This window comes from Streptomyces sp. NPDC020780, assembly GCF_044334475.1.
In the GTDB taxonomy this organism is placed as follows: domain Bacteria; phylum Actinomycetota; class Actinomycetes; order Streptomycetales; family Streptomycetaceae; genus Streptomyces.
Genome location: NZ_JBIRTB010000003.1, coordinates 46,863 through 68,811 on the forward strand (window position 1 = coordinate 46,863; position 21,949 = coordinate 68,811).

Genomic DNA, 21,949 nt, shown 5'->3' on the forward strand with positions numbered 1-21,949 from the left:
CCGGATTCCACCTCTGCAGTCATGGCCAACGGATGCCCCCACCCCTGGCGATCACACCCGGGCGCGGGTGCGAACATGTGGTGATGAGCTCACAGAACAAGGACCTGCTGCTGGCGGAGGCCGTCGCCCTTCGGGAGCAGGGCCATCCCGAACAGGCAAGGGAGCGCCTCCTCTCGCTGACCGCCGCCTTTCCGGACGCCTCGGACGTGGCCTACCAGACCGCCTGGGTCCACGACGTTCTCGGCCTGGAGGCCGAGGCCGTCCCGTACTACGAGCGGAGCCTGCAGGGCGACGGCCTGGGTGACGAGGACCGCAGGGGTGCGCTGCTCGGGCTCGGCAGCACCTACCGGGTGCTCGGGAGATTCGGGCAGGCGGTCGAGACGCTGCGCCGCGGCGTGGCGGAGTTCCCGGACGACGGCGCACTGCGGGCGTTCCTGTCCATGGCGCTCTTCAACACGGGCGAGCACCACGAGGCGATGCAGCTCCTGTTGCGGCTGCTCGCCGCGACCAGCGACAGCCCTCAGGTCCAGCGGTACCGGGCGCCCATCGAGCACTACGCGGACGACCTCACGCAGACCATGTGAGCCGTGGCGACCCACGCCTCGCACGCCGGAACGGTGCTCCTGCGGTCGGCAGGACCGGTGGCGGAGAGGGGGAGCCCGGAGCAAGGGGAAGCCCCGGCCGGATCGGGGGAATCCAGCCGGGGCGGCTCGTGCGGGGGGTGCCGCGAGCGCTCGCCCGCTCACCTCCACGTATAGATGAACGATAAACCACTGATGCCTCTTCCGCGGAACCGGCACCCTCCCATGTGATTCACGCCATGCCGGTACGCCACGTCCGGCTCGGGTCAGCGAGTCTCGCGGAACAGCACGTGCTGCCCGGCCGCCGGGTCGTACTTGCGCAGCACCAGCCGGTCGGGGTCGTTGCGGCGGTTCTTGCGGGTGACGTAGGTGTGCCCGGTTCCGGCGGTCGACCGGAGGAGAACGACGGGCCTTGTCTCACTGCGTGCCATGGGTGCCTCCAGGGGGACGGCGACCCTCCCCTGATGGGGATGGGTATCGTTTTCGTTCCGGTGGCGTAACGTCGGCAGGGGCCCGGCCATTCCCGGCCCCACCGCCCGTGTGGCCGGCCGCGCCGCGGCCGGGCGCAGCACCGATCACACGGGCGACCCACACACCCGTTCCATGGATCGGACCATGCATCGACGCACTGTCCGGCGTCGCCTCCCGCCCAGTGATCCACAGGCGCCCACGGGTCCCACATATGCCTCGACCCACGGGAGAGTGCGCCGCCCGAGGGGCTCATGCGCGGGCGCGCACCCGGGCCAGCACACCGGCCCACGTGCGTCAACTACGCACAAGGGCACGGGCGTTCGATGGAAGGGCAATCCCGACCGGCCGAAGACATATGCCAGAGGCAACAACGGATCGAGTGTTGCCAAATGCCTTACGGGCTTCCGCACCCTGTGCGACAGTCATGTTCGGTCCACCCCCACGAACCGGCCGCGCCTGTATCGGAGTACGAGATGCCGTCCCACCTGTTTGCGGAGCGCTCCGGCCCACGACCCCCCGCGCAGGACGCCGTCGACGCGCTGATCACCCTGGCGCACCGGCTGCGCGGAGACGTGGATGCCGTGCGGCGGAACACGTCGGTGATCGACGAGGACGATCCCCGGCTGCGCTGGCAGCGGGCGCTCTGCGAGCTCGCGGTCCACCAGCTCGACGATCTGGGCGAGCACCTGGGACAGCTCAGGAACGGCATCCCGGCACAGGCGACCGCCGAACCGGCGGCGCGGCGCTCACCGGATCCGCGCACCCCGCCGGGGTCCTCGTCACCGCCTGCGACGGGCACACTGGTCAGCAGGGTCGGCAGCGCCGAGTGGAATCTGCTCACCGACGAGGTCAGCTGGTCGGACGAGCTGTTCCGCATCTTCGGCAGGGACCCCGGGGCCGGCGCGCTGTCCCTGGACGAGCTGCCGTCCATGCTCCTCGTCGAGGACCAGCCGCTGCTCACCTCGATGGTGACGGGCTGCCTGGTGGACGGCAGGCCGATAGACGGCGAGTTCCGGATCCTGAGGCCCGACGGCGACATGCGGACGCTCCACATGACGGGCGAACCCGTACTCGACGCGAACGGCTGCACCGCTTCCATGTGGGCGGTGCTGCGGGACGTGAGCACCCTGCGGCGCAGCGAGCACGTCGTGGGCAGCGCCCGTGACGTGCTGGCGCGCCGGGAGCACCAGGCGCGGGCCGAGCGCCGGATCGCGGTGGAGCTCCAGGAGTCCGTGCTGCAGCCGGGCTCGCTGTCCGTGCCGGGCCCGGATACGGGTGGGCTGGACGTGGCCGCCCACTACCTGCCGGCGGGGTCGAGCGACCTGATCGGCGGCACCTGGTACGACGCTCTGCGACTCCCGGACGGACAGACGCTGCTCACCGTCGGGGAACTGACCGGCCACGGGATCCCCGCCACGTCGGCCATGGCCACACTGCTCGGCGCATTGCGCGGGATGGCCGTGGCCGGCATCGGGCCCGGTGCCGTGATGGGCCATCTCAACCAGCTGATCGAATGCTCGGCCCAGCCCGCTCTCGGCAGCGCGGTGTGCTGCCGCTTCGATCCGGCGACCGCCACCCTCACCTGGGCACAGGCGGGGCACCCCGCGCCGTTGCTGTTCCGCGACGGAGTGGGGCGCCCGCTACCCGCGGTGGACGGGGTACTGCTCGGTGCGGCCTCCAACGTCCTCTACGAACAGGACCGGGTGGCCCTGCTGCCGGGCGATGTGCTGATGCTGCGGACCGACGGACTGACACGGCAGGACGATCGGACCACCGGACCGGAAGGCCTCCTGAACCTCGCACCGGAACTCGCGCGGGCCCGCACCGCGCAGGACTGCGTGCGCACCGTCGTGGAGGAGTTCGGCGCGGCCGAAAGGCTCGACGACGCCTGTGTGCTGGTGGTCCGTATCGGGGAGTGATGCCTCGCCGGGCCAACGGGGTACCAGGCTTCCGGGGGTCGACCCGCGGGAGGATGCGCCGGACCGTCCGGTGACCCTCGGCCGATCGCTCTGCGGGCAGGTGGAAGAGGGGGACCAGCCCTGAGGCCCGACGGCGGGCCGCTCCGTGCCCGGTGGCTGCGCCCGGTTCAGATGCGGGAACCTCCGGACTTCTTGAAGGTGCCCTGCGGCAGCGCGAGTTCGATCTCCTCCCGCAGGTCCTCGATCCTGGCGTAACCAGCGAACTGACCGGTGAGCCGGTACATTTCACGCAGCCTGTCCCACGTGCGGTGCGAGGAGGTCTCCCCCATCGACACCAGGGCAAGCCGTGCGTAGCGGTCGGCCTGCTCCGGGTCGTCGGCGATGAAGCACGCCGAGGCGAGCGAGATGTAGTCGAAGATCTTGGACCGCTGGCGGCCGTTCACACGCAGGTCCAGCGCCCGCTTCGCATGATGCTGCGCCGTGGTGGCCGCGGCCGGTTCGTGCTCGGCCAGCGTGCGGAAGGCCAGGGCCTGCATGCCGTGCATGTCCGCCTCGTCGAACATCTGCATCCAACTGGGTGGCGGTACGTCGCCCTTGTCCGAGACGAAGAGCTCCTCGGCCTCGCCGAGTGTGCGGCGCATGGCCTGCCCGCGGCCCATCGACGCCTGTGCCCATGCCTCGATGGTCCGCAGCATCGCCTGCGTACGTGGCAGCGTCTCCTCGCCCGAGCCGGACTTGGCGAGCTTCATGAGGTCCAGGGCGTCGTCCGGGCGGCCCAGGTGGACCATCTGGCGGGCCGCGCGGGAGAGCGCCTCGCCCGCACGGGGGCGGTCGCCGCCCTCGCGCGCCGCGTGGGCGGCGATAACGAAGTACTTCTGGGCGGTGGGCTCGAGGCCGACGTCATGGGACATCCAGCCCGCCAGGACCGCGAGGTTGGCGGCGACGCCCCAGAGGCGCCGCTGCAGATGGTCGGGGTGACGGTAGGCGAGCATGCCGCCCACCTCGTTGAGCTGGCCCACCACGGCCTTGCGCTGGAGCCCACCGCCCCGTGAGGCGTCCCAGGCCCGGAAGACCTCGACCGAGCGCTCGAGCGCCTCGATCTCCTCGGACCCGATGGGGGCGGCCTCGTAACGGTCGTGACCCGCGTTGTCCGCGTGGAGGGGGTCGTCGGGGCGCACGGTCCGTGCCGCCGGAGCGGGCTCGGACCGCAGCCAGTCGTTCATGGCACCGGTCAGTACGGAGCCGGCGGTGAGCGCGGCACCCGCGCCCACCAAGCCGCGTCGGTTGAGCATGAGGTCCATTCCCGTGAATTCGGTGAGGACCGCTGCCGTCCGCTCGGGCGCCCACGGCAGGCCGTCGGGATTGTTCTCCGTCCCGCTCTCCCGCCGTTTCCCCACACGCCCGCGCCGGCCGAACCCGAGGTCCTCGATGGTCACGACACGGCCGAGCCGCTCGGTGAACAGAGCTGCCAGCACTTCGGGCACCGGGTCGCGGGGCGACTCCCCCATGTCGATCCAGCGCCGGACCCGCGAGGTGTCGGTCGCCAGCTGGTGGTGGCCCATGGCCGCCGCCTGCCGGTTCACCCTTCTCGCGAGCTCGCCCTTGGACCAGCCGACCATGCCGAACAGGTCCGAAAGGCGGGTGTTGGGTTCTCCGGTCACGTCAAGCCCCCAGGTTCTCGGCTGACTTGACACTAACCCCCGGTCAGATGCGGAGCGACTATTCGCCAGGGTTCGCCAGGGTGCGCCAGATAGTCCGCCACCGGCATTCCGGTGTCAGGTAGGAAAGCGCCACCCCGCCCGGCAGCCCTCGGTACTCCCCAGGGTGCCGGACGGCCGCCGGCCGGGGCGGTGCACGCAACTTGTCGGCGCACGAAGGGATCTGTCTCGCTCATGTACACAGCATCGTCCTCCGTGTCCGCGCCGCCCCGGCCGCTTCGTCCCGTGGGTACGGGCGGCGGTCCGTATCTCGGCCCCCGCGCCGCGTCACCGGCGCCCGGCACGGGTCGGACCCGGCGGACGGCGGGGCCGGGCATCCAACCGCCCAGCGGCCGACTCGACCTGTCGGGCCCTCAGGGCGCGCAGCTGAGAATGGCCGTCGCGTCCGTCCACCGCATCTGCCCCGAGTTCAATCCGGTCCAGGTGCTCCGGCGCAGCGGGCGGTCGGTGCTCATCGTCGGCACGACCGGCCGCGTCACCGTGGTGGCCAAGTGCTTACTGGACCACTCCCCCGCGTGGACCGAACGGTTCCGCCACGAAATAGCTGCCTACCGGGCCTTCGTCAGGCACCGCCCGCCGGTGCGGGTCCCCCGGCTCGTCGCCGCCGACCCGGAGAACTGCGCCCTGGTGATCGAGCGGATGCCCGGCCGGGTCGCGGCGCTGACGAGGCACCCGGCGGAGGCCCCGCCTCGCGCGGACCTGCGCGCCGCGCTGGGAGCGATCAGCCGGGTCAACTCCTGGCGGCCCCCGGCCGGTCTGTTCGACGCCCCGCTGGACTACGCCTCGCGCATCGCCCGCTACCACGAGCTGGGCCTCTTCACCGACCGTGACCTGGGCGACCTGCAGAAGCTTCTGCACGGGCTGGCCCACGCGGGCGGCAGGCAGGGGATGGGCCAGTTCTGCCACGGTGACGCGCTGCTCTCCAACATCCTGCTGCCCCCCACCGGCCCCGTACTGGTCGACTGGGAGCACGCCGGCTGGTATCTGCCGGGTTACGACCTCGCGACGCTCTGGGCCGTGCTCGGGGACGCGCCGGTGGCCCGGCGGCAGATCAGCCAGCTGGCACAGGCCGCGGGTGCCGCGGCGCGCGACGCCTTCCTGGTCAACCTCATGCTCGTGCTCACGCGGGAGATCCGGATGTACGAGACGGCCGTGCAGCGGGCCATACGCGAGGGCGCGCCGTCCGGAGGCGGACCGGTACGGCAGGGAGCGCTCCCCTCGGGCGAGGAGCAGCGGTTGCTGCTGCGCAGGCTGCACGACGACTGCGCGATGGCCCGGCGGGCCGTGCGCGCCGCGGTGGGCACACGCTGACCTCCCGGGCGCTTCCGGCCCGACCGACGGGGGACGCGCGCTGCGGGACCGGTGCCGACACACGGGTCCCGCAGCACGCCGTGAGCGGCGGTGCCGTCCTCCGGGCTACGAGCCGGCCCGCACCACATCCACGTCGGACGCCCTGACGAAGCCGATCCGGTGCCCGATCTGGACCGTGACGTACTTCTCGCCACCCGGGAAGTACGTGTGGTCGTACGGCTTGGACGCGTCGATCGTCGGCGCGTAGTAGTACCCGGTGGGCGCCTCTCCACCGCCTGGGAACGCCTGGCCTGCCTTGATGGTGTAGACGAGCGGACTGCCCACGGCGGGCTTGGCGAAGTCCGAGGGGTACTCGCTCCTCTCCGGGTAGGCCACCCCGTACACCGGCACCTGCGCCCTGCCTTCCTTCGGCTTCACCACGAGGCCCGACGTCGGGACGGTCATCCTGGTCCCGGGAGGGGTGCGGAACCACGCCTTCTGCCCGTACCACCAGATCGCCGTCCAGCCGGGCACCCGGTCCGCGACGACGGCCTGCTGGGTGGCGCTGATCTTACTGCCCCAGTCCGCCGCGCAGTTCGTGCCTGGCGCGCCGTCCGGGTGCAGCCCCGGGTCGGAGAAGAGCGGGGCACCGGCGGACGGCTCCGTGTGCAGCGGGACGGCGCTGCTCCCCTGCGGCGGCAGGTCGGCCCCCTTCTCGCAGTCGCGGAACGCCTGCTCGTTCCGGGCGAAGTCGACGCTGACGGTGACCAGTTCGCCGGTCGGCGGTGCACTGGGCACGGTGGGTCTGCCGAGCAGTGCCATGAAGCGGTTCCAGTCCCAGTACGGCCCCGGGTCCCAGTGCATGTTCTTCGTCCCGGCAGCGCTGGTGGGCGGCACGCCGTCATGGCCGAGGATGTGCTGCCGGTCCAGCGGGATGTCGTACTTCGCCGCCAGGTGACGCACCAGCTTCGCGGTCGAGCGGTACATCTCGGGTGTGTACCACGTGGCGCCCTCCGCGGCGACGCCTTCCTGTTCGATGCCGATGGAGTGGGTGTTGAGGTACCAGTTGCCGGCCTGCCAGGCGATGTCCTTGTTCTTCACCATCTGGGTGACGTGGCCGTCGGCGGACCGCACGACGTAGTGGGCGGAGGACTGGTTGCGAGGGTTCTGGAAGATCTTCAGGGTGGTGTCGTAGTCGACCTCGGTGTCGTGCAGGACGATGAACTTGATCGCGTTGCTGTCCGGCCGGTCCGCCGTGTCGTAGTTGCCGTACGTGTCTTTGTCCGCCGGGTCGCCCGTCTGCTGGTAGGCGGCAGGCACCCAGTCGCACGTGAGGCTGTGGGGGCATTCGGGCCGTACCTCGTCCGCGTCGGCCTGCGCCGTCGGGCTGAGCAGGGCCGCGCCCAGCGCTCCCGCCGCGGTGAGTGCGAGCGTGAGTCTGGTCCTCTGCTTCGACGTCATGGCAACCCTTCTTGGGCCGGGCGGGCCCGAGCCGATCCTGGGTGATCTCAGCTTCCGTGTCGGCGCACACTCTGGGACGTGGGGTGAGGGTGAGTCAACGGTGCCGTGTCCCAGCATTTTTGAGCTTGTCTGACTATTTCGCGCGGTGCGTGTGTCCTGCGTCGAACAGCCCAGGAACGTCCGCCGAGGCTGCCGACGACCGGCTGAACCTCCCGCCTCCAGCAGTACGGTTCACCACGCTCCCCGCACTGCCGCCGCTCTGCGCCGAGAAGGGACTCGCCCCGCAGGCGACGGGCGCCGTCCTGGCGTACGCCGCAGGGTTGTGGGCCTGGCAGCGCGGCGGCCACGCATGGCACATGCACTCAAGCCCTCCACGAACAACGGGGCCGCCCCGGGAGCCTGCCCGGTTTCCGGGCCATGGCGGCGCCTGTCCGCCCTCACACCGCGCTCGGAGTCGGCACGGCTGCGGAGCCATCTTCCTGGACGTCGGCTCTTCCCCGCTCCAGGAGGGCCGGATGCCGTTCCCGACGGCGCTGCGCCCGCGTCCGGACGGGCACGGGTGCGTCTCGTGGAGTGGTCCCGCCGGACGGCAATCCTGGAGGGGCGGCCGGGGGTCCCCGGTGAGCAGAGCAGCGACGAGCGGCGGCTCGTCGCTACGGACGTCCGGCTCTGCGCGGCGGGACTCCGGCCTGGCGCCGCTCCGGAGGAGCTCGATCCGGCCCCCGGCACCTCGCCGAGCGGCAACTACCCGTCCTGGACGAGGACTTCGCACAGAACAGGGAAGACAGGAAGGTCCGGCTCTGTCCTGGAACTCCGCCCCCGGTCGGCCGTCATCCTGATCCGGCACCCGTACGGCCGGGGCCTCCGCGAGCAGGTCCCGCGGCCGGGCTCCGGCGCCCCGCGGCACCTCGCCGGCCTCACCGGACTCGGCACCGCCGCGGCACGGGTGACGCGGCGGATGACGGTGCGGGGACGTTTCAGCCCTGTTGGAACAGCTCTGCGGGAAGTGGCTTCAGCAGGGCGTACAGATCGTCGGTGATCGGCCGGTCCCAGCTGGCGATCGTGACGAGCACGCCGTCGCTCCGGTCGAACTGCACGCACGAGATGCGGCTCTCGGAGAGCTTGACGCGGCGCACGATCAGCAGGCTGTCACCCTGCATGACGGGCACGTCCTCGCTCCCGGTGACCTCGACCGGCTCGTCGTTCTCGAGCGCGAGGAGGAGCTGAGCGACCTCGAAGGGTACCTGGCCCTCCTCGGTCTCCCGGGCGGGCGAGCCCTCGGGCAGATTGCCGATGATCATCGCCGGGCCGCGGCCGCCGAACAGGTCGTAGCGGAGGAAGACACCCTGGCAGCTCCCGTCGGGAGCGGGGAGCAGGCCGGCGCCGAGGTTGCCGGGCCAGTCTCCCGGGTCCATGGCCAGGACGTCGAAGTCCGGGCCCGCGGGTGTGGCGGCGCTACGGCGGCGGAGGAAGGACATGCGGCCATGGTACGTGTCCCGGCTCACGTCGTGGAGCCGGGCACTCCCCTGCGGGACTCAGCCGGACTCCGCCGCCAGCCTTCTCAGTACCTCGACAGCCTCACTCGCACGCGCGTACGGGACGAACAGGTGGTCGTGGTGGTATCCGGCGACCACGTTGCAGCTCATCCCCACATCGGTGAGGGCCAGGGCCACGGCAGCGGTCAGCCCCACGGTGTCCAGGACGGAGCGGACGCGCAGGGTGATCCAGCCCGCGACGAAGTCGTACTCCAGCCCCGAAACCGCCGCCTGCCTTTCAGGGAGCACGAGGGTCGTCCCTTCGCTCTCGGTGACGGTGACCACCGGGGTGACGCCGGCGGGTACCGCCCCGTGCGCCACGGTCGCGAAGACGTAGCGGCCCGGGTGCAGCTCCGGTCCCATGATGTGCAGCAGTCCTCGAAGGTCGCGCTCACCCGTCATGGGGCCACGCTACGGCCACCGGGAGTGGGGGCGCCCCTCGTCGCGGCCCCCTCTCCGGGTCACGGGCGGGGCGAGTAAGCCATTCAGGCACGCCATGTACCCGTACGCTCACCTTCCGTGGCAGTGGGCGGTGATCGCCCCTAGCTTCGGCTCATGAGGAAAAAACACATCACCTGCCTGGCGGGTATGACGGTCGCACTGGCCACGGCGCTGGGCGGGACGGCCGTCCCCTCCACCGCGGCCGGAACCGGTGGCCTCGTGGTGCGCCCGGGAGATTCGATCCAGAGCGCGGTGGACGCGGCCCGCCCCGGAGACACCGTCGTCGTCCTGCCGGGCACGTACCGCGAAAGCGTCCGGATCACCAAACCGGGCCTGACCCTGCTCGGCACGGGCGGCCGGACCGTGATCGTGCCGGCGGCCACGGGCACGAAGGCCGCCGGCACCTGTGCGGCGGCCGGCAACGGTATCTGTGTCGTCGGCACCAAGGGCCACACAGTCGACGGCGTCACCGTCCGCTCGCTCACCGTCTCCGGCTTCGCCAAGAGCGGCATCTGGGCGTCGTGGACCGACGGGCTCTCCGTGCACCGGGTGAACGCCCGGACCAACGGCGTCTGGGGCATCGCCCAGGAACGGTCCACGCGCGGTGACTTCCGGCACAACACCGCGACCGGCAACGGCGACGCGGGCATCTTCGTCGCCAACTCCGTGACTGAGGAGGGCGGGGCGACCGACACGCAGGGAACGAAGATCCGGGACAACGAGCTGAGCGGCAACCGCATCGGTGTCACGGCCCGGCGGGTCAGGAACCTGCTGATCGACGGCAACCACATGACCGGCAACTGCAGCGGGGTCTTCGTCGTGGGTGACGAGTCCAGGCCCGCGGCCGGGGCGATGACCGTCAGCAACAACCGGATCGTGGAGAACAACAGGTTCTGCGCGGCGACCCCCCGGCTGTCGGCCATCCAGGGCTCCGGCATCGTGCTCACCGGCAGCGAGCGTACGGTCGTGCGTTCCAACGTGATCCGGGGCAATGTCGGCTCCACCCCGCTCTCCGGCGGAATCCTGCTGTTCAAGAGCTTCGTGGGCGCGCTCAACACCGACAACACGATCAGCCGGAACCTCGTGCGGGACAACCAGCCGGCCGACCTCGCCAACCGGGACACCTCCGGTACGGGCAATACCTTCACCGGCAACGCGTGCGGGACGTCCGTACCGGCCGGACTGTGTGCCGAATAGCGGCTCACCGCCGCACGACGAGAAAAGAGACGGTATGACCACTGTGAGTCCCACCCCCGAGACCACTCCCGCCACCCCGACGTCCTCCTCGGCTTCGGCCGCCAGCGCCGGCCAGTCCCCTCCGCCGTCCATGCGGCTGAGGGAGCTCGCGTTCGGCGCGGCCTGCGCCGCGGCCGTGCGCGCGGCGGCGCGGCTGGGTGTCGCGGACGCGCTGGGCGATGTCCCCGCCTCGGCCGCGGAGCTCGCCCGGGCCGTCGGCACCGAGCCCGTCCCGCTGCGGCGGCTGCTGCGCGCGCTGTGCTGCTACGGGATCTTCGCCGAGAGGGAGGACGGCACCTTCGTCCACACCGAGATGTCCCGGCTGCTGCGCGAGGACGATCCCCACAGCCTGCGCTACATCTCCCTGTGGTGCACCGAGCCGTGGACCTGGGAGGTGTGGCCGCGGCTCGAGGACGCGGTGCGCACCGGTTCGAGCGTCTTCCCGGAGACGTTCGGCAAGGGCTTCTTCGACTATCTCCACGAGGACGCGGGCGAGTCCGCCCAGGTGTTCAACCGGGCCATGACCACGTCGAGCATGCAGTCCGCGCGGGACGTGGCCGAGCTCCTCGACCTCACCGGGGTGTCCTCGGTCGCCGACATCGGCGGCGGTCAGGGCCACGTCCTCGCCAGTCTCCTGGAGAAGTACCCGTCGCTCCACGGGACCCTCATGGACCTGCCCGGTGTAGTGGCCAGGGCGGACGCCCGGCTGCGGGACGAGGGCGCGCTCGCGGACCGGGTACGGATCGTGGCCGGGGACTGCCGTGAGGACATCCCCGTCGACGTGGATCTCTACATCATCAAGAACATCCTCGAGTGGGACGACGAGAGCACGCGCCGAGCCCTGGGCAACATCGTCGCCGCGGCACGTCCGGGCGCCCGCGTCGTGGTCATCGAGAATCTCGTCGACGACACCCCGTCGATGCGGTTCACCACCGCGATGGACCTGCTGCTGCTCCTCAACGTCGGGGGCGCGAAGCACACCAGGGAGAGCCTGCTCGGCCGGGTGTCGGAGGCCGGCCTGCGCGTCGGCGAGGTCAGGCCGGTCAACGCGTATCTGCACGCCTTCGAGTGCCTCGTGCCCTGACCGCGCTCCCTCACGCACCACGATCGCCCCGGGTCCGGCACGCAGGTGCCGGACCCGGGGCGATCGTACGGTGTCAGACGGAGGCGTCCCGCTCCCACCGGTAGAACTGCTGGGCCATCGCGTCCTTCGGACCGCGCCAGGTCTGCGGATCGTACGGGCTGACGAACGCGGTGAGCCGGTCGCTGATGGCCTTGAACTCCGGGTGCTCGGTCACCTTGGCGATCTCCGGGCCCGGGGGCCGGTCCGACTCGATCAGGTGCAGGTACACGTCCCCGAACTGGAAGAGTGTGCGCCTGTTGACTCCGACGAGGTGGGGCAGATCGGTGTTGTCGGACTGCGCGAACAGGTCCGCGATGTCCGGCGCGGACCCGGGCGCCATCCGGGCGACGATCAGTGCGTGGTGCATCTGGCTGCCTTTCGGTCCATCAGTTGGCGGGAACCGAGGCGGAGCGGCGTTCCCGGTCGCGCTGCTCGATCTTGTCGCGGATCAGCTCCATCTGGACGCGGGAGTTGCGGTTGATGTTGTCGGTCATCCACGCGTCGTCGACCGGCGCGTCGGGCCGCATCGCGAAGTCCTGCTTCCAGCGCATCCGGGTGCCGCCGGGGACCTCCGTGTACTCCCACCGGATGTCCATGTGCTGGAAGGGGCCCGGCTCGACACGCCGGGCCCGGACGGTCCTGCCCGGGCGGTCGGTGGTGCGCTCCGACACCCAGCTCCACACCTTGCCGTTGTCGTCGGGGTGCATGGTGAGGCGGAAGGTCGTCGTCTCGCCCTGGCGCTCGATCACTTCGACGGCCGCGTACTCGCTGAACAGCTGAGGCCAGTTCTCGAGGTCGTTCGTCATGTCCCAGACGAGATCCAGGGGCGCGGCGATGGTGATCTCGTTCTCGGTGTGGCCGGTCATGTCAGACTCCTGTCACGAGGTTGCTGTTCACGAGGTCGAGGAACTCGGCGGGCGTCCTGCAGCGGTCGGCCTCGGTCGGCAGGGGGCGGCCGTACCGGTTCTCCAGCGCGGCGACGATGCCGAGCAGGCCGAGCGAGTCGAGGCCGTACTCGTCGAATGTGGAGCCGGGACGGCTCTCCATCTGCGAGGGGTCGACGGTGAGTCCTGCGCCGTTCTTCATGAGCACGGCCAGTTCCGCATACGTCAGTCGATCGGTCATGAGGGACTGCTCCTTCTCATCCGGGGGTGTCGGTCGGCCGCCTCAGCACCAGGGCCGAATTGGAGCCCATGAGTCCTCGGCTCAGCACCAGGGCCGTCCGCAGCTCCGCGGGGCGTGCGCGGCCGGTGACCACGTCGATGTCGTGGCAGACGTCGAAGACGTTGGGCGTCGGGGGGATCAGGCCGTGTTCCATGGCCAGCACCGCGGCGGACGTGTCCAGAACGGGTGCTCCGCAGTAAGCGCGGCCGGTTCCGGTCTTGGGCGCCGTCACCGGGACGCGCCGACCGTGAGCGCCCAGGGCGTCGGCGATCGCCAGCGCCTCGGCCCGGTCCGCGGAAGGGACGCCGAGCGCGTCGGCGAAGACGACGTCGATCTCCTCCGGTGCGCACTCCGCCTCGCGCAGCGCCCCTTCGATGGCCCGGGCCAGTCCGCCGCGGGACTGCTCCCACCGGGAGGCTCCGGTGAAGGTGGCGGCGTGGCCGGCCAGTTCGGCACGGACCCGTGCTCCGCGGTCACGGGCCGCCGTCTCCTCCTCGACCACCAGCATGGCGCCACCCTCGGCAGGGGCGAAGCCACAGGCGTCCGCGGTGAACGGCCGGTAGGCACGGGTGGGTTCCTCGCAGGTGCTGAGGTCCTCGTAACCGAGCTGGCAGACCACGGAGTACGGGGCGAGTGGTGCCTCGGCCGCGCCGACGACGACGGCGCCCGTGCCGCGCCGGATGGAGCGCGCGGCGTGCATGATCGCGTCCAGTCCGCCGGCCTCGTCGCTGGCCACGACGGCGCACGGCCCCTTGAAGCCGCCGCGGATGGAGATCTGGCCGGTGCTGGCGGCGTAGAACCAGGCGATGGACTGGTACGGGCCGACGAAGCGGGATCCCTGTCCCCACAGCCGCTGCAGCTCGCGCTGCCCGAACTCGCCGCCGCCGGAACCGGCGGCGGTGACCACGCCGACGCTGAACGGCGCGTCCTCGTAGTCGGCCCGGCCGAGCCGGGCGTCGTCCAGGGCGAGATCGGCCGCGGCCATCGCGAAGTGCGTGAACCGGTCGGTCTGGACGAGGTAGCGCTCCTCGATGAGGGCGACCGGGTCGAACTCCCGGACCTCGCCCGCCACCCGCAGCGGAAGGTTCTCGCAGCCTTCCCGGGTCACCAGGTCGAGGACGCTGACGCCCTCCTGCGTCTGCTTCCAGAAGGCACCGGCGCCCGTCCCGTTGGGGGCGACGACGCCGATCCCGGTGATGACGGATCGCCGGTGTGTCCGGGTGTTCATGGGGTCCTCCCGCCTGATCGGGTCAGGGCGACGGCGGACTGGAATCCGCCGAAGCCGCTGCCGACCGAGAGCACGGTGCGCAGCTTCAGGGGCCGTGCGGTGCGCGGCACGTAGTCGAGGTCGCACTCGGGGTCGGCGGTCTCGTAGTTGGCCGTCGGGGGCACCGTCTGGTGGTCGAGGGCCAGGACGCACGCGGCGATCTCTATCGCTCCGATGGCTCCGAGCGAGTGGCCGACCATGGACTTGATGGAACTCATCGGCACCTTGTAGGCGTGGGAGCCGAGGGCCCGCTTCACGGCCGCCGTCTCGTGCCGGTCGTTCTGCTTGGTGCCCGAGCCGTGAGCGTTGACGTAGTCGACCTGCGAGCCGTCGATCCGGGCGTGGGCGAGAGCCGTGTTGATGGCCTCGGCCATCTCGAGCCCCTCGCCGGTCAGCCCGGTCATGTGGTAGGCGTTGCCGAAGGTGGCGTAGCCCGCTATCTCGCAGTACACCGTGGCGCCGCGGGCGCGGGCGTGTTCCAGCTCCTCCAGGACGAGCACGGCCCCGCCCTCGCCCATGACGAATCCGTCCCTGCGGGCGTCGAACGGCCGGGAGGCGTGCTCCGGGTCGTCGTTGTTCGCCGAGGTCGCCTTGATCGCGTCGAAGCAGGCCACCGTGATCGGGGTGATCGGCGTGTCGGACGCGCCCGCCACACAGATGTCGACACGGCCCTCCTCGATGGAGTGGAAGGCGTAGCCGATCGCGTCGAGGCCGGAGGTGCAGCCGGTCGACACGGTCTGTACGGGGCCGTGCGCGCCGACCTCCTCGGCGACCGCGGAAGCCAGGGTGCTGGGTGCGAACGCCCGCTCGAGGTGCGGGCCGGCCGGGCGGTGGTCGACGTCCCAGCGCGATCCGCTGCCGCTGACGGCGACGTAGTCGTGCTCGAGACGGGTGGTGCCGCCGACCGCGGTGCCGAGGGACACCCCGATGCGCCAGGGGTCCACTGTCTCCGTGTCGAGTCCGGCGTCTCCCAGAGCCTCCCTGGCTGCCACCAGGGCGAACTGTATGTACCGGTCGGAGCGTGCGATCAGTTCCGCGTCCAGGCCGTGCGCCACGGGGTCGAAGTCGCACTCCGCGGCGATGCGCGAACGAAAGGCCGCCGGGTCGAACAGGGTGATACCCCGTGTCGCGGTACGGCCGTTGGAGAGCAGGTCCCAGAACGCCGGGGCGCCTATGCCACCGGGGGCGACGACGCCGACCCCGGTGACGGCCACACGTCGGGTCATGACGCGGCCCCCGTTCGTTCCGGCGGCGCGCCGCGCTCGGCCACGTCGGTGATCTCTGTGTCGACGTGGCCGAGTTCGGGCCGCGGGGCGAGCGGACCGAGGTGGAAGACCATCCGCGCCTCCACGTCGCCCACGTTGCGGAAGCGGTGGCGTACGTGCGGGGGGATGAGCAGGCCCTGGTCGGGCCGCATCGGGTGCGTCTCGCCGTCCAGGTCGACTTCGAGGAGTCCGTTCACGACGTACACGAACTCTTCGGAGTACGGGTGGTAGTGCTCACCGATACGCTCACCGGGGCCGACGATGGCCAGTCCCATGAAGCCGCTGGTGGCACCCACCGCCGTGGGTGTGAGCATGGCGCGCAGGTCTCCTCCGCGCCTGCGGTTGGGCTGAGTCTCGCTGAGGTCCACGATGCGAGGCCGGTGCGTGGTCATGACTGCTCTCCTCGAGGCGCGTTGTGCGGTGTGCCGGCAGCCCGGGGCGGACCCGTCGTGCCGGAGTGAGGCGGTTCAGGACTCGGTGGCCCGGCGGTCGGTGATGAGGTCCATCTCGGCCCGGGCGAGGAAGCGCGCGGCCTCCTGGTCGGTGCTCGGCAGGCCGTTCGCACCGCCGTCGAGCAACCGGCCGAGCATGGCCGCCTTGCGGGCGCCGCCGATACCGAGGGCCAGTGCGGGCTCCGCGTCGAGCGGGCCGCTCATCTCGAGGAGCCGCACCACGACGTCGTCACGCTGGAAGATGGTGCTGCTGGCGATGCGAGTGGCGGGGTCGTCCGCCGTCTCCTCGTCCTGGCCGGCGAGCAGCCTGGCGAGCGCCATGCCGCAGCCTTCCTTGGCCTGGTAGAAGAGCGCGTGCCGCTGTACGTCCTCCGGGACGCGGCCGGATGTCACGTGATGGACGGTCGGAAGCGCCGCCCGGGTGAAGAACATGCGGGCGGAGTCCGGGTCGCTGAGGTCCCGGTCCTGCTCCAGATAGGGGTTGATGGCCTCCTCGACGGCCCTGACCTCGGGCTGGCGTGCCACGTGGCGCAGGGCTGCCAGCAGGTCGCCCTCGACCTCGACCGCCCGCACGACCCGGTTTCCGTGCATGAAGAGCGAGGTGCGGCGCAGCCGGGTGTTCTCGTCGACCCGGGCTTTCGGGGAGTCGTAGTCCGCGAGGATCTTCGCGACGATGTCCTCGGTGCCGGGCTTGACGGTGAACGTGAGGGCGTGCCGCACCACTCCGTCGCCCAGGCGCGGGGCCGGCTGGAGGCCGTTCTCCTGCGGGGTGGCGGCGTCGTTGTTGGCCGTCTCGCGCAGGACGCTGAACCGCAGCGAGCGGGTGTCGCGCACGCAGCTGTGCAGGGGCTGGACGGTCGCGACGTGCTCCTCGCTGTTCACCCAGGCGAGGAAGGGCGGCGCGCTCTCCCACTCGCTGGTGATGAGCCACTGCGAGGGGTTCTCGATGGACTGGCACAGCTGGTCGCTGATGTGCCCGGGGATGGACGCCACCTGGTTGCGCATGTGCTCGTACGCCTCGAGGAACTGCTTCTGGGCACCGTCGTGCAGGTCGAGCAGCAGGACGACCCGGAGCCTTGAACCGTCGAAGGCGGACTGCGATACCCGTTCCGATATGGTTGTCATCTTTGTCTCCTTCAAGACGGTGCGGCGACCGCGTCGAGTGGTCGCTCGTCATCCGTCAGCTTTTCGGGGAACCGGAGCGGCCTTCCCTCGCGGACGCGTGTGGTCCACCCCCGCATCGCGAGCATCGCTCCCGCGACTGATCGTGGAACGCCGCTACGTGCTGCGCGAGATTTATGAACCGTTCAGGTGAGGCGGTGGCCGAAGCCCTCGCAGAAGGGCATGGACACTGCATCCGTCGTGCGTCCGAGTTGGAGCAACTGATGAACGAGAACGTCGACCACCACGTACCCGTCCTTGTCGTGGGCGGCTCCCTTGTGGGCCTGTCCACCTCCCTCTTCCTGAGCCGGCTCGGCATCCGCCACCTGTTGGTGGAGAAACACGCAGGAACGTCGACACACCCGCGCGGCCGCGGCAACAACGTCCGCACGATGGAACTGTTCCGCACCGCGGGCGCCGAACAGCTGATCCGGGACGCGGCCTCGGTGCTGGCGGACAATCACGGGATCCTGCAGGCCGGGTCGCTCACCGGTGACGACCAGGAGTGGCTGTTCAAGGAGATCGACCCGGGTGGCGGGCTCGCCCGCTTCAGTCCCAGCGGGTGGTGTCTGTGCAGCCAGAACGACCTGGAGCCCGTGCTGGTCGAGCACGCCCGGTCCCAGGGAAGCGACCTGCGCTTCTCGGCCGAGCTGCTCTCGTTCGAGCAGGACGGGGAAGGTGTCACCGCCCTGGTCAAGGATCGGGGCACCGGGAAGCACACGACGGTCCGCGCGGACTACCTCGTCGCGGCCGACGGACCCCGCAGCCCGATCCGCGAGCAGTTGCGGATCGGGCAGTCGGGCCCGGGCGACCTGTTCCACAACGTGAGCATCACCTTCCGGTCCGAGCGGCTCGCCGCCGTGGTGGGCGACCGGCGCTTCATCGTCTGCTACCTCACCCACCCGGAGGCGGACGGAGCGCTGCTGCCGGTGGACAACGAGAAGCAGTGGGTCTTCCACGCGCCGTGGCAGCCCGAACGGGGTGAGACGCTGGAGGACTTCACCGACGAGCGGTGCGTGCAGCACATCCGCAAGGCGGTCGGTTCCCCCGATCTCGATGTCGAGATCACGGGCAAGGCACCCTGGCACGCCGCCGAGCGGGTCGCGGAGCGCTACGGGTCGGGCCGGGTCTTCCTGGCGGGCGACTCGGCGCACGAGATGTCCCCGACCGGCGCGTTCGGTTCTAACACCGGTATCCAGGACGCCCACAATCTCGCGTGGAAGCTCGCCGCCGTGATCAACGGCGAGGCCGGGCCGGGGCTGCTGGACACCTACGAGGCGGAGCGTCTGCCGGTGGCGAAGGCGACGAGCGAGCGGGCGTCCGCCCGGTCGGCGGAGCACAGCCACCCGGGTTACGCCGGCACGCCCGGACCGGGCGGCGGCCCGAAGGGCGGGATGCTCACGATCGCACTGGGGTACCGCTACGTCCGGGGCGCCGTGCTCGGCGTGGAGCCGGGTCTTCCGGTGGTCCCCGAGCGCATGGCCCTGACGGGTGACCCCGGCACCCGGGCGCCCCACCTGTGGATCCGGCGGCAGGGCACCCGCCTCTCGACCCTCGACCTCTACGAGCAGGCGTTCGTCCTGCTGTACGACGCACGGCATTCCGAATGGCGTGATGCGGCGTCCCGGGCGGCGGAGCGGCTGGCGGTACGGCTGGACGCCTATGGCATCGGTTCGGGCGAGGGCGCCGACCTGGTGCCCGAGGACGGGGCCGACTGGACCGCGGCCCACGGCACGAGCACCGAGGGAGCCGTCCTCGTACGCCCCGACGGCTTCGTGGCCTGGCGGGCGGCGGGTTCGGTGGCGGACCCGGGGGCCACGCTGGACGAGGCTCTGACGGCGCTGCTCCACCGGGGCTGACGGCCGGCACCGGACGCCCCGCGGGCCGACGTACCTGACGGTGCGACGGTTCGCGGGGCGTCCGTCGGTGAGGCGTCCGTCGGCGTGCCTCGGCCGGGGCCTCGGGGGCGGGTCTGTACCTGCTCCCGTCCGCCGGCCGAACGTGACCTGCCGATGTACCGCTTCACCGGCGGGCGTGCGGCCGGCGGGGTGCGGGTCCGCGATCCCGTCGCGGGTGCGAAGGACCGGGCCGGGCGCCGGGCAGCGACTCGGGCGGGGGCGGTGCGGCCCGGCAGCCGCGCGGCCGCTTCTCCGGCCTGCCGGGCCGGCTCGGGCGTCCCGGAGAGGGCCGCCATGACGATCGCCCCCTCGGCGGGCAGCACGTAGGCGATCGCCGTCCCCGCCGGCTGTCGCGCGGCGACGGTGAGACCCGCCGCTGCCAGTGGCCGCTGGACGGCGGCCCGACGGAGCCCGGGACCGAGCAAACTCGGCTTCTGATCCGGTATGCGCCCGTCCACGGGCGTCCGGCCTCTTGCCACAGCGCCCGGCGTGCTGCGTTACTGCTCCCAGGAATGTCGACCGAATGATCGGTCGACCGTTCGGGGAGAGGAGCACCCGCATGACGGCGCTGCTGGACGCGGCCGAGCGGCTCGGCCGCGACGAGCTGGGAACACTGCAGTTGCAACGGCTCCGGGCCACGCTGCGGCACGCGTACGACAACGTCGCGTTCTACCGGACGGCGTTCGACGCGGCGGGCGTGCGGCCCGAGGACTGCCGTACGCTCGCTGATCTCGCCCGGTTCCCGTTCACCGTCAAGGCCGACCTGCGCGACAACTACCCGTTCGGGATGTTCGCCGTCCCCGAGGACCGGGTCCGCCGGATCCACGCCTCCAGCGGCACCACCGGCCGGCCCACGGTGGTCGGATACACCGAGCGCGATCTGGACACCTGGGCCGACGTCGTGGCCCGGTCCATCCGGGCGGCGGGCGGACGCCCCGGCCACAAGGTCCATGTGGCCTACGGCTACGGACTGTTCACCGGCGGGCTGGGGGCGCACTACGGGGCGGAGCGCCTGGGCTGCACCGTCATCCCCGCGTCCGGTGGGATGACCGCCCGTCAGGTGCGTCTGATCCAGGACCTCCGGCCCGAGATCATCATGATCACGCCTTCGTACATGCTCACGCTGCTGGACGAGTTCGAGCGCCAGGGAGTCGATCCCCGTACGACGTCGCTGAAGGTCGGCATCTTCGGTGCCGAGCCCTGGACCGAGCGGATGCGCACCGAGATCGAGGAGCGCTTCGCCATCGACGCGGTCGACATCTACGGGCTGTCCGAGGTGATGGGGCCGGGCGTGGCCCAGGAATGCGTGGAGACCAAGGACGGACTGCACATCTGGGAGGACCACTTCTACCCGGAGGTCGTCGATCCGTTGACGGGTGAACTCCTGCCGGAAGGCGAGGAGGGCGAGCTGGTCCTCACCTCGCTCACCAAGGAGGCCATGCCGGTGATCCGCTACCGGACCCGGGATCTGACGCGGCTGCTGCCGGGTACGGCACGCGCCTTCCGGCGGATGGCGAAGGTCACCGGGCGGAGCGACGACATGGTGATCCTGCGCGGGGTGAACCTCTTTCCCACCCAGGTCGAGGAGATCGTGCTGCGGACGGCGGGAGTGGCGCCGCACTTCCAACTGCTGCTGACCCGCCAGGGACGTCTGGACTCACTGACCGTACGGGCGGAGGCCCGGACCGGAGCGACTGCGGAGGAGCGCGAGGCGGCGGCCCGGGCGATCGCGGGGGCCGTGAAGGACGGGGTCGGCGTCAGCGTCGGCGTCGAGATCGTCGATCCGGAGACTCTTGAGCGGTCGGTCGGAAAGATCAAGCGGATCGTGGACCTCAGAGGGGCCGTCTGAGGGGACCGGGACGCGCTCACCGGGCCGGGACCGGTGGGCGCGGTCCCGTCGTTCCGGGGCCACGGTACCCGTACAGCAGGTTCGGGCCGGACGTGAGCAGCCGTCCGGTTCCCGGCCCGGGCCCCGAACCACCCGGTCCGCAGGGCGAGTCGGCCTCGGCGCCGGCGCGAGGCGGGGGCATCCCTGCCCCTGGCCGCCGCTGCGGAGATCCCCCTTGCCCGAGCAGGCCCGGGACGATTATGCCGACAGCGTCCCCGTGAGCTGCTTCACCACAGTTCTTTACCGATCGTTCTGTTATCGCCTAGAGTTCACGCGTGGCCAGAAACAAGGAATTCGACCCGGAAGCCGCGCTGCAGTCCGCCCTGGAACTGTTCTGGCGGCGGGGCTACGAGGCGACGTCGATGGCGGACCTCGTCGGACACCTCGGCATCGGGCGCGCCAGCATCTACGCCACCTTCGGCAACAAGCACGAGCTGTACCTGAAGGCGCTGGACCGGTACAACGAGACCCGCGACGCGGGCCTGCTGAACGAACTGTCCCAGCCGGGCCCCGCACTGCCCGCCGTACGGACGGTGATGCGGCGCTTCGCAGCCGAGGCGAGCTCCGAGGACCAGCGCGCCAGAGGATGCTTCGTCACCAACACCGCCGCCGAACGGGGGGCGCACGACACAGCGGCGGCTCGCCGGGTCGAGGCGAGCTGGGACCACCTCGAGACGCTGCTGCGCTCAGCACTGACGCGGGCCCGCGCACAGGGTGAGCTGCCGGCGGACCGCGATCCGCGCGCGCTCGCACGGATGCTGCTGGTCCTGATGCAGGGCCTGCGGGTGGCCGGCAAGGCGTCGAACGACCCGGGCCGGGTGCGGGACGCCGCCGAGCAGGCGCTGAGACTGCTGGACTGAGCGACATCCTCCGCCAGGAGGGGCCTCACGCGGGCGCCCTCCTGGCGGAGCCAGGACGTAATTATGGAATGATCAGTCAAATATCAAGGACGGAAGGGACGGGAAGTAGTGACGGGCAGGCGGAGCCGGAACAGAACACCACCGCGGTCGCCTCGACCGGGCCCACGCCCGCGCTTTCGCCATCGCCACGCTTCTCGACACCTGCGCCCCGGTTCCGAC

20 protein-coding genes are annotated in these 21,949 nt (G+C 71.1%); 8 read left to right on the plus strand and 12 right to left on the minus strand.

Annotated features, from left to right (window positions below; genetic code table 11):
* Positions 1-83: 83 nt before the first annotated feature.
* The gene (locus ACH4VO_RS06485) at positions 84-584 is read left to right on the plus strand and encodes a tetratricopeptide repeat protein (protein WP_360989271.1); all 501 of its coding nucleotides are present in this window, start codon (positions 84-86) and stop codon (positions 582-584) included.
* Positions 585-847: 263 nt separating this feature from the next.
* On the opposite strand, the gene rpmG is transcribed toward ACH4VO_RS06485, so the two are convergent.
* Positions 848-1,012 (minus strand): 50S ribosomal protein L33, encoded by a 165-nt coding sequence (rpmG, locus tag ACH4VO_RS06490; RefSeq protein WP_360989268.1) that lies wholly within the window; start codon positions 1,010-1,012, stop codon positions 848-850.
* 513 nt (positions 1,013-1,525) lie between these two features.
* Between rpmG and ACH4VO_RS06495 the strand changes: the two genes are divergently transcribed.
* Complete coding sequence (locus ACH4VO_RS06495) at positions 1,526-2,971, plus strand: SpoIIE family protein phosphatase (protein WP_360989266.1); 1,446 nt, start codon at positions 1,526-1,528, stop codon at positions 2,969-2,971.
* A gap of 167 nt (positions 2,972-3,138) precedes the next feature.
* Here ACH4VO_RS06495 and ACH4VO_RS06500 read toward each other — a convergent pair whose 3' ends face one another.
* Complete coding sequence (locus ACH4VO_RS06500) at positions 3,139-4,632, minus strand: hypothetical protein (RefSeq protein ID WP_360989263.1); 1,494 nt, start codon at positions 4,630-4,632, stop codon at positions 3,139-3,141.
* A gap of 231 nt (positions 4,633-4,863) precedes the next feature.
* Between ACH4VO_RS06500 and ACH4VO_RS06505 the strand changes: the two genes are divergently transcribed.
* Positions 4,864-6,000 carry an aminoglycoside phosphotransferase family protein gene (locus ACH4VO_RS06505; RefSeq protein WP_360989260.1) on the plus strand — a complete coding sequence of 379 codons (1,137 nt, stop codon included), beginning with the start codon at positions 4,864-4,866 and terminating at the stop codon, positions 5,998-6,000.
* A gap of 105 nt (positions 6,001-6,105) precedes the next feature.
* On the opposite strand, the gene ACH4VO_RS06510 is transcribed toward ACH4VO_RS06505, so the two are convergent.
* The 3 genes from ACH4VO_RS06510 to ACH4VO_RS06520 form a co-directional block, all read right to left on the minus strand.
* Positions 6,106-7,440: a peptidoglycan recognition family protein gene (locus ACH4VO_RS06510; RefSeq protein ID WP_360989257.1), complete on the minus strand. Its 1,335-nt coding sequence runs from the start codon at positions 7,438-7,440 to the stop codon at positions 6,106-6,108.
* Between the two features lie 977 nt (positions 7,441-8,417).
* Positions 8,418-8,918, minus strand: a complete 501-nt coding sequence (locus ACH4VO_RS06515; protein WP_056787776.1) for a hypothetical protein — start codon at positions 8,916-8,918, stop codon at positions 8,418-8,420.
* A gap of 57 nt (positions 8,919-8,975) precedes the next feature.
* Positions 8,976-9,377, minus strand: a complete 402-nt coding sequence (locus ACH4VO_RS06520; protein ID WP_360989254.1) for an ACT domain-containing protein — start codon at positions 9,375-9,377, stop codon at positions 8,976-8,978.
* 153 nt (positions 9,378-9,530) lie between these two features.
* Between ACH4VO_RS06520 and ACH4VO_RS06525 the strand changes: the two genes are divergently transcribed.
* Together ACH4VO_RS06525 and ACH4VO_RS06530 are read left to right on the plus strand one after the other, a co-directional pair.
* Positions 9,531-10,613, plus strand: coding sequence for a right-handed parallel beta-helix repeat-containing protein (locus ACH4VO_RS06525; protein WP_360989251.1), 1,083 nt, complete (start codon positions 9,531-9,533; stop codon positions 10,611-10,613).
* 34 nt (positions 10,614-10,647) lie between these two features.
* Positions 10,648-11,736 carry a methyltransferase gene (locus ACH4VO_RS06530; protein ID WP_360989248.1) on the plus strand — a complete coding sequence of 363 codons (1,089 nt, stop codon included), beginning with the start codon at positions 10,648-10,650 and terminating at the stop codon, positions 11,734-11,736.
* 73 nt (positions 11,737-11,809) lie between these two features.
* On the opposite strand, the gene ACH4VO_RS06535 is transcribed toward ACH4VO_RS06530, so the two are convergent.
* From ACH4VO_RS06535 to ACH4VO_RS06565, 7 genes are all read right to left on the minus strand, one after another.
* Entirely contained in the window at positions 11,810-12,142 is a 333-nt protein-coding gene (locus ACH4VO_RS06535) for a TcmI family type II polyketide cyclase (RefSeq protein WP_360989246.1), read from the minus strand.
* A 19-nt stretch (positions 12,143-12,161) separates the two neighbouring features.
* The gene (locus ACH4VO_RS06540) at positions 12,162-12,641 is read right to left on the minus strand and encodes an SRPBCC family protein (protein ID WP_360989243.1); all 480 of its coding nucleotides are present in this window, start codon (positions 12,639-12,641) and stop codon (positions 12,162-12,164) included.
* A 1-nt stretch (position 12,642) separates the two neighbouring features.
* A complete protein-coding gene (locus ACH4VO_RS06545) occupies positions 12,643-12,900 on the minus strand; it encodes an acyl carrier protein (RefSeq protein ID WP_360989241.1) in 258 nt (85 codons plus the stop codon).
* A 16-nt stretch (positions 12,901-12,916) separates the two neighbouring features.
* Complete coding sequence (locus ACH4VO_RS06550) at positions 12,917-14,167, minus strand: ketosynthase chain-length factor (protein ID WP_360989239.1); 1,251 nt, start codon at positions 14,165-14,167, stop codon at positions 12,917-12,919.
* The gene (locus ACH4VO_RS06555) at positions 14,164-15,432 is read right to left on the minus strand and encodes a beta-ketoacyl-[acyl-carrier-protein] synthase family protein (RefSeq protein ID WP_360989236.1); all 1,269 of its coding nucleotides are present in this window, start codon (positions 15,430-15,432) and stop codon (positions 14,164-14,166) included. Before ACH4VO_RS06555 ends, ACH4VO_RS06550 begins: the two co-directional genes overlap by 4 nt.
* On the minus strand, positions 15,429-15,863 hold the full coding sequence (locus tag ACH4VO_RS06560; protein WP_360989234.1) for a cupin domain-containing protein: 435 nt from the start codon (positions 15,861-15,863) through the stop codon (positions 15,429-15,431). The genes ACH4VO_RS06555 and ACH4VO_RS06560 overlap by 4 nt, the downstream gene beginning before the upstream one ends.
* Positions 15,864-15,938: 75 nt before the next feature.
* Entirely contained in the window at positions 15,939-17,048 is a 1,110-nt protein-coding gene (locus ACH4VO_RS06565) for a SchA/CurD-like domain-containing protein (RefSeq protein WP_360989231.1), read from the minus strand.
* A gap of 260 nt (positions 17,049-17,308) precedes the next feature.
* Here ACH4VO_RS06565 and ACH4VO_RS06570 point away from each other — a divergent pair, with 260 nt between their 5' ends.
* The 3 genes from ACH4VO_RS06570 to ACH4VO_RS06580 all read left to right on the plus strand — a co-directional run bounded on the left by ACH4VO_RS06570 (position 17,309) and on the right by ACH4VO_RS06580 (position 21,730).
* Positions 17,309-18,943, plus strand: coding sequence for an FAD-dependent monooxygenase (locus ACH4VO_RS06570; RefSeq protein WP_360989229.1), 1,635 nt, complete (start codon positions 17,309-17,311; stop codon positions 18,941-18,943).
* 598 nt (positions 18,944-19,541) lie between these two features.
* Positions 19,542-20,831, plus strand: a complete 1,290-nt coding sequence (gene paaK / locus ACH4VO_RS06575) for a phenylacetate--CoA ligase PaaK (protein WP_360989226.1) — start codon at positions 19,542-19,544, stop codon at positions 20,829-20,831.
* A 314-nt stretch (positions 20,832-21,145) separates the two neighbouring features.
* Positions 21,146-21,730: a TetR family transcriptional regulator C-terminal domain-containing protein gene (locus ACH4VO_RS06580; RefSeq protein ID WP_360989223.1), complete on the plus strand. Its 585-nt coding sequence runs from the start codon at positions 21,146-21,148 to the stop codon at positions 21,728-21,730.
* The last annotated feature ends 219 nt before the right edge of the window (positions 21,731-21,949 follow it).